The 11,132-nt window shown below is 62.2% G+C and carries 12 protein-coding genes and 1 tRNA gene; 2 read left to right on the top strand and 11 right to left on the bottom strand.

All coding sequences use genetic code 11. The features are described from left to right. Nucleotides 1-129: 129 nt before the first annotated feature. Together VF436_RS10000 and VF436_RS09995 are read right to left on the bottom strand one after the other, a co-directional pair. A complete protein-coding gene (locus tag VF436_RS10000; RefSeq protein WP_330903872.1) occupies nt 130-858 on the bottom strand; it encodes a cytochrome c biogenesis CcdA family protein in 729 nt (242 codons plus the stop codon). After that, a complete protein-coding gene (locus tag VF436_RS09995) occupies nt 858-1,244 on the bottom strand; it encodes a thioredoxin family protein (RefSeq protein ID WP_330903871.1) in 387 nt (128 codons plus the stop codon). The genes VF436_RS10000 and VF436_RS09995 overlap by 1 nt, the downstream gene beginning before the upstream one ends. 157 nt (nt 1,245-1,401) lie before the next feature. On the opposite strand from VF436_RS09995, the gene VF436_RS09990 reads away from it, so the two are divergent. Beyond that, complete coding sequence (locus VF436_RS09990; protein WP_330903870.1) at nt 1,402-1,803, top strand: hypothetical protein; 402 nt, start codon at nt 1,402-1,404, stop codon at nt 1,801-1,803. A 125-nt stretch (nt 1,804-1,928) separates the two neighbouring features. Here the strand turns inward: VF436_RS09990 and VF436_RS09985 are convergent, their stop codons facing one another. Both VF436_RS09985 and VF436_RS09980 read right to left on the bottom strand, forming a co-directional pair. Then, nucleotides 1,929-2,423, bottom strand: a complete 495-nt coding sequence (locus VF436_RS09985) for a DUF3455 domain-containing protein (RefSeq protein ID WP_330903869.1) — start codon at nt 2,421-2,423, stop codon at nt 1,929-1,931. Between the two features lie 241 nt (nt 2,424-2,664). Continuing rightward, nucleotides 2,665-3,411 carry an SDR family oxidoreductase gene (locus tag VF436_RS09980; RefSeq protein ID WP_330903868.1) on the bottom strand — a complete coding sequence of 249 codons (747 nt, stop codon included), beginning with the start codon at nt 3,409-3,411 and terminating at the stop codon, nt 2,665-2,667. 100 nt (nt 3,412-3,511) lie between these two features. On the opposite strand from VF436_RS09980, the gene VF436_RS09975 reads away from it, so the two are divergent. Continuing rightward, complete coding sequence (locus VF436_RS09975; protein ID WP_330903867.1) at nt 3,512-4,429, top strand: AraC family transcriptional regulator; 918 nt, start codon at nt 3,512-3,514, stop codon at nt 4,427-4,429. Nucleotides 4,430-5,043: 614 nt separating this feature from the next. Here the strand turns inward: VF436_RS09975 and VF436_RS09970 are convergent. The 7 genes from VF436_RS09970 to VF436_RS09940 all read right to left on the bottom strand — a co-directional run bounded on the left by VF436_RS09970 (nt 5,044) and on the right by VF436_RS09940 (nt 11,032). Beyond that, nucleotides 5,044-5,129: transfer RNA gene (locus VF436_RS09970), tRNA-Leu, on the bottom strand. 27 nt (nt 5,130-5,156) lie between these two features. Next, entirely contained in the window at nt 5,157-5,735 is a 579-nt protein-coding gene (locus VF436_RS09965) for a cysteine dioxygenase family protein (protein ID WP_330903866.1), read from the bottom strand. Nucleotides 5,736-5,930: 195 nt separating this feature from the next. Next, nucleotides 5,931-7,037, bottom strand: coding sequence for a homoserine O-acetyltransferase MetX (gene metX / locus VF436_RS09960; protein WP_330903865.1), 1,107 nt, complete (start codon nt 7,035-7,037; stop codon nt 5,931-5,933). Next, complete coding sequence (locus tag VF436_RS09955) at nt 7,037-8,074, bottom strand: c-type cytochrome biogenesis protein CcmI/CycH (protein WP_330903864.1); 1,038 nt, start codon at nt 8,072-8,074, stop codon at nt 7,037-7,039. The genes metX and VF436_RS09955 overlap by 1 nt, the downstream gene beginning before the upstream one ends. Beyond that, nucleotides 8,071-8,517 carry a cytochrome c-type biogenesis protein gene (locus VF436_RS09950; RefSeq protein ID WP_330903863.1) on the bottom strand — a complete coding sequence of 149 codons (447 nt, stop codon included), beginning with the start codon at nt 8,515-8,517 and terminating at the stop codon, nt 8,071-8,073. Before VF436_RS09950 ends, VF436_RS09955 begins: the two co-directional genes overlap by 4 nt. Beyond that, nucleotides 8,517-9,059, bottom strand: coding sequence for a DsbE family thiol:disulfide interchange protein (locus tag VF436_RS09945; RefSeq protein WP_330903862.1), 543 nt, complete (start codon nt 9,057-9,059; stop codon nt 8,517-8,519). The genes VF436_RS09950 and VF436_RS09945 overlap by 1 nt, the downstream gene beginning before the upstream one ends. Further along, entirely contained in the window at nt 9,056-11,032 is a 1,977-nt protein-coding gene (locus tag VF436_RS09940) for a heme lyase CcmF/NrfE family subunit (protein WP_330903861.1), read from the bottom strand. Before VF436_RS09940 ends, VF436_RS09945 begins: the two co-directional genes overlap by 4 nt. Nucleotides 11,033-11,132 lie beyond the last annotated feature (100 nt).

Below are 11,132 nucleotides of genomic sequence, written 5' to 3'. Positions count from 1 at the left end.
TCATAGGGCAACCCCAATTCTTCTAGCAGCAGCGCGACCTTGGCCGGATTGGGGGTCGGATGGTAATAGAAGCGAATCACGGAGTTTCCTCGTGGGCTAAGGTCAAGCCGAAGCATAAGTGGTCGCTTGTCAGAGCGAAGTAGTGAAGCGTGTCAGCCATTCAGGGCTGACCGACACCAGGTAAGCTTCCAGCGGCCGGTCCAGGCCCGTAAGTATTAGTGCGCCGAACACCACAAACATGATGCCCATGGCGATCTTGATGCCCTTACCCCAATGGGCCAGCGACCCTCGCATTCGAGTCATGGCCTTCTGCGACACTAGACCAAGCAGCAGCAAGGGGGTGTCTGCCCCAAGGCCGAACACCGCCATGAGCAAGGTGACCTGCGCCAGGTCCCGGCCTTGTGCGGCCAAGGTGGAGGCGGCTCCCAGCGTGGGGCCCACGCAAGGGCTCCAAACCAGACCCAACAGTAATCCGATGAGCAACTGGCTTAACGGTCCCTCACCCTTGACGTTCCCAAGGGCTTTCTGGCCCCCAGAGCCGACTCTGGATGTCAGGCGCGCGAACCCCTCCTGCAAGCGTGGTACCAGCATCACCACGCCGAACAGCAACATGAGCGCCGCGGCCACGTGTCTGAATATCTCTGAATCCAGCCCTATGGAAACCCCGATCGTGGCAATGAATATGCCCACGATCGAAAACGATAGCGCCAAGCCCAACGCGAGAGCGACCAGGCCGAATCGATTTCGGGAAACTGCCGATCCCACCAGGATCGGCAGAATCGGCAGCACGCATGGTGACAGCAAGGAAGCTGCGCCTGCCAGATAGCCAATGGCGTAAGTGGCAGGGCTGAAATCCATTACAACGCCCCTTGCAAGGTGGCGCGGATCGCCGATTCCTGCGTCTGTCCGGTGGAGCGGTTGACCTCATGGCCTTGCTTGAACACCACGAAAGTCGACTGCTGTGCAACGCGCAGCGACTTCTTCAGCGCGCTTTCCTTGTCGAAATCAGCCACGAAGATCGTGACAGGCTTGAATGAGGGTTCTTTTGCCAGCCGACTCACGATCGGTTGCTGGGCACGGCACGTCGGGCACCAGTCCGCGTGAAAATACACCACCGCCGGCTTGCCGGCGGCAACGGTCTGGTCGAACTGCTGCTGGTTGAACGGTACCTCGTCGGCCAGGAGGTGGCCGGCGAACATGAGGCCGAACAGGCCGAAAACGAGTTTTGCGATGCGAGCTTTCATGACGAAAATTCCTTGTCAGACGATTGAAGAACACGGGCAAACGAGCCCTGTGCATGCCTTCCTTCGTTGCTCCTGGCATAAAGGTTACAGACTACTTCGCGTAACCTGACACGCGGCTCCGACGAAGCGGATAGAAAGCATCGCCAGGAGCGTTGTCATGAACCGTTCGCTTGCTTATGGCCTTACCAGTCGAATCGGTGCGCTGTGCTATGCGTCATGGGGCATTTTTCACCTTTATGTGGCGCTGGATATCTGGCGTCTAGGTGCAGGGCAGGCTGGCATTGCCCAGGGGCGGACATTCCAACTGGCCTTCTATATGGCCAGCATCGCGTTGTTTGCGATCATCGTGGCGATCGGTAACTGGCGTGGCGATGTCCAGGCATACTGGCGCAACCTGCTCGTGATTGGCTGGGCCGATGTGGTCTGGGTTGGCGTGGTTGTGCTGCCAGGCTATGTACCGTTGCTGCGAGGCCTGTTGCCACCGGCCATCTATGTGCTCGGCGCTTGTCTCACGACGGCGGCTTACCGCATGCGTGAAGGGCAGCAGGCCAAGGCATGACGCGATAGGCGCCACGAGCCAAAAATTCCATGGGGCATGCCCTGCCGAGGCGAGCCTGCGGATATGCGTCCGAATGGCTTGGCGCAGGGCTATGGTAGGGACATCTGCTGACTCAGGCGCGCCGCTCAGCGACGAAAGAATAGGTAAGTCGCCTTGTAAGGAACACGCAGCTCAACGCCGGCATGTGCCGCGTCGCAACCTGTTTGAGGCGCCACGCCGCCTTGTGTCTGCGTGCGCACCACGTAGTCGACACTTTCCAGGCCGCCCTGGCCGTCATGACTCTTGACGTGCAGGACAATCCATGGGATCGCGCCAGCCTGTGGGGCAGGCGACACGCTCAGCGCTTCGCCGACCACAGTGCTGCCGTCATCCAGTTTCCAACTCGGACCACCGAAATGATGGCCGACTGTCTTGCCATGGCTATCGCGTAGCGTGGCATCCGGTGCCTTCAAGACCCAACTGGCCGTGCCCGATTGAACCTGGCAGGTATAGATCTGCACGCCTTCGCCCGCGAGTGCCAATGCCGTTTGTGGCTTGGCGTCCTGCGAGTGACTGGCGCCAGCCATGGTCAGCAACACCAGGGCCGATAACCATGCGGACGTAAGCGTGGATCTGGACATGCGTATGCACCTTCTTGCGGGGAAGCCCGGTATTAATCACGGTTGTATACATTACGTCCAATGGAAAGATCGAATGAATGCGATATGGCCCGGCTATCTGTTGCGCGATATCGATCGTGTTACGACAGGTGACATATCGCTATCGCCGGGGTGCACTCAACGATGCCCCCGGCATAATCGGCCTGGAACGGCAGCTCGGGCGATGGACATAACCTATAAGGCAATCACACGCCCGGTTTGGTCAGTATCCCGCTGCCCATGCCACTGCATCGGCACCAGCAGGAATGCGCATGGGACTGGCTGGATCATTGACCGCACGCCACACGCCCTCGGCGACATCCATCGACTTGGTGATCAGCGGCGTTTCCTCGGCAAAGCTCGCAAACACGCGTTCCGCCAGCGGTGCATACGGTTGAGGAATGCCGCCTTCCATCATCACGCGCGCGTTCTGGCCGAAATTCGTATCCGGTGCACGCCCGGGGAGCACCAGGCGTGCACGTACGCCGAAGGCTTCCAGTTCCAGGGCCAGCGACTCGGTGAATGCATTGACCGCGGCCTTGCTCGCCGTATAGACCGACAGTAGCGGCAACGATTTCAGGGTGACCGTGGAAGTGACATTCACCACGACACCCGCCTTGCGCTCGCGAAACTGGGGCAACACGGCTTGCGTGAGCGCCATGGTGCCGAAGGTATTGGTCTCGAATATGAGGCGCACCGTGTCGATGGCCATGCCTTCCAACGCCGAGAGCGCGCCCACGCCGGCATTGTTGACTAGGGCGTCGATGGGGCCGGCCGCCTCCACGGCCTGGCGGATGCTTTGTGCATCGGTCACGTCGAGCGGCAGTACGCGAAGGTTGGGGGAAGCAGGCAATATGTCCTCGCGTGGCGAACGCATGGTGGCGATGACTTTCCAGTCGCGCTCAAGGAAATAGCGAGCGGTTTCCAGGCCAAATCCGGACGAACAGCCAGTAATCAGGACGGTTTTCAAGGGAAGCTCCTGTGGTGGGTAAGGGATGTGAAAACGATAGGCTCCGTCCGCTGGACTGGCTACAATCAGGAGTCCAGGTTTCTTTTGCAGGAGTCCGGTCGTGACCGATCCGCTTGCCGAAATCGTTTCCCTGCTTCAACCCAGTGCCCGGCACTCCAAGCTCGTCCGCTCCTCCAGCCCCTGGCGAATCCGGCGGACCGACGCGGGCCAGTTGTTCTATGGCGTGATTCTGGAAGGCGGCAGTCGGCTGGCCGTCGATGGGCAGCCTGCGGTCGTGTTGCAGGCGGGCGATTTCATCCTGATACCGGCTTCGCATGGTTTCGTAATGTCCAGCCTAGACCCGGCCACGACCGAGCAGATACAGAGCGTGCCTGTGGAAGTACGACGAGGCGAATACCGGCTTGGCCCCGAGGATGTGCCCGTCGATACCGTGACCTTGGTGGGTCATTGCGCCTTCAGTTCACCGGATGCGGGATTGCTGGTGTCATTGCTGCCGCAGTTGATCCATATCCGTGGCGATCATCGGTTGGCGTCATTGGTGAAACTGGTCAGTGACGAATCGCGTGAGCGGCGTCCGGCAAGGGAGGAGATCCTGGCCCGTCTGCTGGAAGTGATGATGATCGAGGCGTTGCGCGTCACCGCAGGCGCCAGCGTGACACCGGGCCTGCTGCGTGGCCTGGCCGACGAGCGTCTCGCCGTGGCGATCCGACGCATGCATGAAGACCCGTCCAGGACATGGACCGTCGCACAACTGGCACGCGAGGCCGCGTTGTCGCGCTCGGCATTCTTTGAGCGCTTCAACCGCACCGTTGGCGTCGCCCCCATGGAATACCTGCTCACCTGGCGCATGGCCCTGGCCAAGCACTTGTTGCGGCAAAAAGAGGGCGGTATTGCCGAAGTCGCCGAACGCGTCGGCTACAGTTCGGCCAGCACCTTCAGCGTCGCCTTCGCCCGCCATGCCGGCATGCCACCGACGCGCTATGCGCGCGAACAGGAAGAGGCGGCGTTACGGTCCTGACAGAAGGTTGATCGTTAGCGGCGATATGATGCGTCAAGTGCAGGGAAGGCCGGCACGTCGTTCCCTGTGAGAGCATGCGGCTTGAGCATAATCATCACGGCTTGCATTCAAAGTGGGACGATATGGGGGAGCTCATCTTCATGCTTCGTAGGGATGCGTCAGATAGCGCCGTGAAGATCGAGCTCTACCTATTCCGCTTTGCGCGTAGCTTCGCCAGGGCGGACAAAGACAGGCGGGGAGAGCTTCAATGCAGCTTGCGTGGTGTGTTGCCCGGGATTTGCGAGACATCAGAGACCACGTCGAGGCATCTAGCGGGCGTGGTTGTTTGCCAAACGAGACGAGGAGGGGGCGCTAACAGTACCCGCTGGTCCACGCTTTTTCGCCTGCGTCATCCGTCGCTTGCGGGCGCTTGATGGCACCCGACGCGGTGCGTGTGTCTAACGCCTTTCGGCGGCATCATGCACAAAATGCCGTCAAAAGTACCGACAGAGTAGCTGGGCTCTCATGGCCCTTGATGGAACTGTATGGGTTACACGCTAGGCAACAAAAAACCCGCTATTAAGCGGGTCTTTGTGTCTTCATAGCTCTCAGTGATTATGCCTGAAACCCTCAACTGGTACCGGTGATAGGACTCGAACCTACACGACATCGCTGCCAGTGGATTTTGAGTCCACCGCGTCTACCATTCCGCCACACCGGCACGTGTGAGCGGGCCATTATGCATGTTTCAATGGACCGGGTCGAGCCCCAATTTGCGTTCCTGGCGTTCGTAGTGGGCATCTTCGTCCACCGGCTTGAAGACGGCGCAGCGGGTCATCTGGCCGGAGTAGATGTGCAGGCTGACCGCGACCTCGTCGGTGGGGTTGCGAATGGTGTGGTATTCGTGCGGCGGGATCAGGCTGCCGGCCGAGCCGGGGCCGGCCTGGATGGAGCCGACCGGCTGGAAACGCCACATGCCGGCTTCGTCGGCCAAGCGCTCATACTGCACAACTTCCAGTGCACCGCTCCATACGCCTTCGACGCACCACATGCCGTCGTGATCGTGGATGGGCGTGCCCTGGCCGGGGCCCCAGGTCATGGCTACCACGCAGTAGCCGTGCTCTTCGCTGCAATACAACTCGCGGCGCGCGTAGCGCCCTTCGGCGGTCTCGAAGACGCAGTCGGGCAGTTGCACTTCCTTGCCGCGGATCAGCTGGCAAAGACTGTTGCGCAGGCTGTCGGTGATGGCCGGGGTGGATGCCTTGACGACGGCGGCGTCGATGGCGTCGATGAGCTTGCGACTACCGGGGAATTCCAGGGTGAGCATGGGGGTCTCGGTACGGCTGGTTACGCGCCGAGTTTACCGCGCGGTTGGTGGGGGAGGAAATGACACCGATGCCGCAGGGGCATGAGATGGAAGGCAGGTTGGCCCGTCGGGCCGCTCAGGTGCCTGGGTGAGCAGGCATTTTTTGGCAGGCTTCATTCATGCGCCCTCGCTCCCCATCTCCTGGCGTCCGGAGACTCAAGCTTGCAGGGACGAGAGAAACCCGCCGATCGCACGGCTGTAGTTGTCGATATCGACCAGGAATGCGTCATGACCCTGGGGGGAATCCAGGGCCACGAAGTCGACCTGGGCGCCAGCCGCTTCCAGGCCCTCGGCGATCTGCTCCTGCTGCTCCAGCGGGAACAGGATGTCGGTGCTGACACCGATGACCATGGCGCGCTCGACGTGGATGCGCTTGAGGCCCTCGCGGATGCTGCCGTTGCCGTATTCGGAAACGTCGAACCAGTCGCTAGCGCGCGAAAGGTAGAGGTAGCTGTTGGGGTCGAAGGTGTGTACGAAACGGCGCGCATGGCCTTCGAGATACGACTCGACTTCGAATTCCAGGCCGAATGGATCGTCGTCACGCTGTTCGGGATTGAGGCGAATGCGTGCAAAGCGACCGTTCCATTCCATCGCCGAGCGATAGGTGATGACGCCGAGCTTGCGCGCGATGCTCATGCCCATTTCAGGATAGGCGTCGTCGCTGTAGCGACCCTCCTGCCACTGGGGATCGAGGCGGATGGCTTCGCGTTGCAGCGAGCGGATGGCGATGGCGAAAGGCTGTGCTTGCGGCGCGGTATCCACGCTGATGTGCGTGCGCACGCTGCCGGGGTGCAGCAGCATATAGGCCAGCGCGCTCATGCCGCCCATGGAGCAGCCGATCAGGCAGGCCAGTTGGCCGATGCCCAGCGCGGTGACGACCGAATGCGCCGCCTGGGCGACGTCTTCCAGCGAAAGCTCTGGAAAGCTCAGGCGATAGGGTTCGCCGGTGGCCGGATCGATCGAGGCCGGGCAGGTGGAGCCCTTGTCGCTACCCAGCGAATTGACACAGATGACGAACCAGCGGTCGGTGTCGATCGCCTTGCCAGGGCCGACCATGCCCTCCCACCAACCGGCGGAGGGATCGTCTGCATTGGCCGCGGCGTGCGCGCTGGGCGACAGGCCGGTGAGGATCAGCACTGCGTTGCCGGCGTCGGTATCGAGCTGCCCCCAGGTTTCGTAAGCCACGCGCGCGGCATGCAACTGGCCGCCACGTTTCATGGCGAAAGGCGAGGGCAAGTCGTGGTAGCGACGGGCGTCGTTCATCAATGAACCTTGTCGAGAGTGATCTTGATCGGGGTCTTGCTGGCGACGTCGACGACGCCAGCATCGCCCTCCAGGTCGCCGCTCTGGGCGGTGGCCTGGCCGCTTTTGCTGATACGCGCGCCGACGAAGACACGGCTTGCGCTGGACAGCTTCATCTGGGGGGCCATCGCCATGGCATCGGTGAGTGTGACATGTATCGGCCATGTGCCGGGAGTGAGCTTGGCTACGGCCAGCGGCATTGGCGGTCCCTGCTCGGCGCGTGCGTAGACAAACAGGACATCGCCGGTGGCGAGCTTGTCTTGCAACGCTGGAGCGATCGACACCTCGATATCCAGGGCTGGCCCGTTCGGCGCACTCTCGGGTGTCGCCGGTTGCATCGCGCCGCCGGCGCGTGCCTGGGCCACGGCAATTTGTTCGGCGACGGCCTGCGCGACCTTCGAGCCGGGTTCGAGCAGGGGCTGCAACTGGCGCCATGCAGTCAATGCATCGTCGTATCGGCCATGCTGGAACCGGCTGATGCCAAGCAGCCACAGGCCGCGCTGGTTGTCCGGCTCCAGTTGCACGGATCGTTCGAGCAGTTCCAGGGCATGGCCGTCGATCATGTGATCGTGGCGCTCGATCGAGTCGGCCTCGGCCCAACCGACCATGGCGGCGGTATTGTTCGGGTCCAGGGCCAGCACCTTGCCGTAGGCATCGCGTGCGTTGGCGGTCTTGTGCATCTGGCTGTAGGTCTGGGCGAGAAGTTGCCAGCCCTGAACGTCGTCGGGCTTGTCCTTGAGGTGTTGTTGCAGTTCGGCAATGGCCTGGTCGATATTGATCGGCGTTTGCTTGGGAACGCCGTTGAGTGCAACCGGGGTACCCACCGTCAGGTACAGGCCGACGGTGCACAGTGGTATCAGCAGGGTGATCACCAACGCCAGCATGAATACTTGCCGTTGCCGGCCTTCGTCCCGGGCGTGCCGGATCATCGGCACCAGCACCAGGGCCAGCGCCACCACGACCATCGCCGCGGCGGCTGCGTAGAAACCGAATATCACCAGTCTTCCCCTTGATCGGTCGTCGCGCTGTCGATGGGCATGGGAGCCCGCGCGCGCTTGCGTACCGTAAAGATCACCACGCCCGCACCAGCCAGCAGCATTGCCAGCGGCCCGAACCACAACAGCAAGGTGCCGGGTTTGACGGGCGGGTCGTAGAGCACGAAATCGGAGTAGCGATCGACCAGGTATTGCTTGATCTGGGCGTCGCTTTTGCCGGCCTGCATCTGATCGAACACTTCATGGCGCAGGTCGCGCGCCAGGTCGGCGTTGGAATCGGCAAGGTTTTCGTTCTGACAGACCAGGCAACGCAGCTCGCGAGTGAGCTGCTGAAAGCGCACTTCCTCGGCGTGATCCTTGAACGGTAACGGGTCTATGGCCTGTGCAAGCAGCGGACAGGTGAATACCAGCAGGCAGGCAGCGAGCATGACGGACAAGGCACGCATCAGGGCATTTCCCGCCCCAGCGCCGCGATGGCGGGCTTGAGTTCGTTGGCGATCACCTGGTCGGTCAGCGGGCCGATGTGCTTGTAGCGGATCACGCCCTTGGCGTCGACGAGGAAGCTTTCCGGGGCACCATAGACGCCGAAGTCGATCGCGGTGCGGCCTTCGGCATCGACGATGATCATGTCGTACGGATTGCCGTGCTGGCTCAGCCAAGCTTTGGCATTTTCCGGGGTGTCTTTGTAGTTGTAGCCCACCAGCGGCACGCCGATGTTCTTGCCCTGGGTCATCAGCACCGGATGCTCTTCGCCACAGGCGATGCACCAGCTGCCGAATACGTTGATGAGATAGGGTTTGCCCAACATGGCGTCGCGCGTGACGGTGTGCGAAGGATCATCCAGCATGGGAAGTGCGTAGGACGGCACGGGTTTGTTGATCAGTGGCGAAGGCACTTCGCGCTGGTCGTGCTGGGTATTCCACCAGATACCAAAGCCGAACAAGGCCACCAGCAACAGGAAGCCGAAGAACGGGATCAACCGGCTCATGCGCCAGACTCCTTGAGCGTGGCCGCGACGCCATCGCGCGCGCTGGCTGTCGAACGTTGCGCGCGGAAACGCCGCTCACCCGCGCTGACGAAGCCGCCAAGCATCATCAGCATGCCGCCCAGCCAGATCCAGCGGATGAAGGGCTTGTGGTAAAGCCGCAGTGCCCATGCGCCTTCAGCATGCTCCGGGTCCATCGGCTCGCCCAGGGCGACGTACAGGTCGCGGGTGATGCCTGGGTCGATCGCCGACTCGGTCTGCACCTGTCCGCGTGAATACAAACGCTTCTGCGGGTGCATCACCGCCACCGGCGAACCACTGCGGGTGACGGTGACATCTCCCTGGTCGGCTTTCCAGTTCGGGCCGGTGGTTTCGCGCACGCCATCGAAGCGGAATTCGTAGCCGCCGATGACCTGGGTTTCTCCAGGCGCCATGCGCACGTCGCGTTCCACGCTCAACGATTCGGACAGCAGCACGCCAGCCAGGAAGACACCGACGCCGAAATGCGCCAACAGCATGCCGGCCATTTCGGCAGGGTAGCGGCGGCCGCGCGGCATCTCGCGCCAGCGCTTGACCACATAGAGCACGGTGCCCAGGCCCGTCCACACGGCGGCGCCGACACCCGCGATGGCCTTGGCCCGGCCGTCGGAGACGATGGCCGCGACGATGGCGCACGCCAGCGCACCCAGGCCGGCGCGCCACAGCACCTGCTTGAGCGGCGGGATGTCGCTCCTGCCCCAACGCAGGTAAGGCCCGAATGGCAGCAGCAACACCACCGGCAACATCAGCAAGGTGAACAGGAAGCCGAAGTAGGGTGGACCGACCGAGACCTTGCCCAGGTTGAGCGCATCGCCGATCAGCGGGAACAGCGTGCCCAGCAGCACCATCGCGGCAGCTACGGTGAGCATGAGGTTGCCGATCAGCACAGCAGTTTCGCGCGAGGTCACCGCGAACGGCTTGCCACCGACCACCTTCGGTGCACGCAAGCCATATAACAGCAGGGAGCCGCCGACGACTACGGCCAGGAAGCACAGGATGAACAGGCCGCGGCGTGGATCGGAAGCGAAGGCATGGACGGACGTCAGCACGCCGGAGCGGACCAGGAAGGTACCGAGCAGGGAAAGCGAGAATGCGAAGATCGACAGCAGGATGGTCCATGCCCGCAAGCTACCGCGCTTCTCCGTCACCGCTTGTGCGTGTACCAGGGCCGCACCGACCAGCCACGGCATGAAGCTGGCGTTTTCCACCGGGTCCCAGAACCACCAGCCACCCCAACCCAGCTCCGCATAGGCCCACCAACTACCGGCCACGATGCCTGCCGACAAAAAGCCCCAGGCGATATTGGTCCACGGGCGTGCCCAACGCACCCATGCCAGTTCCAGCTCACCACCGAGCAAGGCCGCGATCGAGAACGCGAAGGCCACGGAGAATCCCACGTAGCCCATGTAGAGCACGGGCGGATGGAAGGTCATGCCCGGGTCCTGCAACACGGGATTGAGATCGCCACCGTCGGCGGGCATCGGCAGCACGCGCAGGAACGGATTGGAGGTGAACAGGATGAAGGCGAGAAAGCCCACGGCGACCAGACCCAGCACGCCGAGCACGCGTGCCACGAACACTTCCGGCAGGTGTCGGCTCAGTGCGGCCAATGCGACCGTCCACACGTTGAGGATGGTGATCCACAGCAGCAGCGAGCCTTCATGGGCACCCCACACCGCGGCGATGCGGTAGTACCAGGGCAGCGCGAGGTTGGAATTGTCGGCGACGTAGCGCACCGAAAAATCAAAATGCAGGAAGGCGTTGACCAGGATCAGGAACGCCATGCCGACGAACACCGCCTGGCCCGCCGCGGCCGGGCGTGCGATGGCGATCAGCGCACGATTGCCGCGCCAGGCGCCGATCAACGGCAGGATAGCCTGTGCAAGGGCGAGCAGCAGGGCGAGGATAAGCGCGAGTTGGCCGAGTTCGGGAGTCATGCGCGGGGCTCGCGACTCAAGACTCGGAACGTGGCGTATTCAAGTAGCGCGAATGATGGATTGGGCATGGTCGCTGCCAGGTAATTCTTGGATAGGAGAG

It is taken from the genome of Dyella sp., assembly GCF_036384435.1.
Classification (GTDB): Bacteria; Pseudomonadota; Gammaproteobacteria; order Xanthomonadales; family Rhodanobacteraceae; genus GSA-30.
The sequence above is the reverse complement of the archived record's forward strand: the minus strand, read 5'-3'. Positions and strand labels throughout refer to the sequence as shown.

Coding starts and splice junctions, on each gene's coding strand:
- VF436_RS10000 (WP_330903872.1), bottom strand. CDS start 858: ATGGATTTCAGCCCTGCCACTTACGCCATTGGCTATCTGGCAGGCGCA.
- VF436_RS09995 (WP_330903871.1), bottom strand. CDS start 1,244: ATGAAAGCTCGCATCGCAAAACTCGTTTTCGGCCTGTTCGGCCTCATG.
- VF436_RS09990 (WP_330903870.1), top strand. CDS start 1,402: ATGAACCGTTCGCTTGCTTATGGCCTTACCAGTCGAATCGGTGCGCTG.
- VF436_RS09985 (WP_330903869.1), bottom strand. CDS start 2,423: ATGTCCAGATCCACGCTTACGTCCGCATGGTTATCGGCCCTGGTGTTG.
- VF436_RS09965 (WP_330903866.1), bottom strand. CDS start 5,735: ATGCTCACCCTGGAATTCCCCGGTAGTCGCAAGCTCATCGACGCCATC.
- metX (WP_330903865.1), bottom strand. CDS start 7,037: ATGAACGACGCCCGTCGCTACCACGACTTGCCCTCGCCTTTCGCCATG.
- VF436_RS09950 (WP_330903863.1), bottom strand. CDS start 8,517: ATGCGTGCCTTGTCCGTCATGCTCGCTGCCTGCCTGCTGGTATTCACC.
- VF436_RS09945 (WP_330903862.1), bottom strand. CDS start 9,059: ATGAGCCGGTTGATCCCGTTCTTCGGCTTCCTGTTGCTGGTGGCCTTG.
- VF436_RS09940 (WP_330903861.1), bottom strand. CDS start 11,032: ATGACTCCCGAACTCGGCCAACTCGCGCTTATCCTCGCCCTGCTGCTC.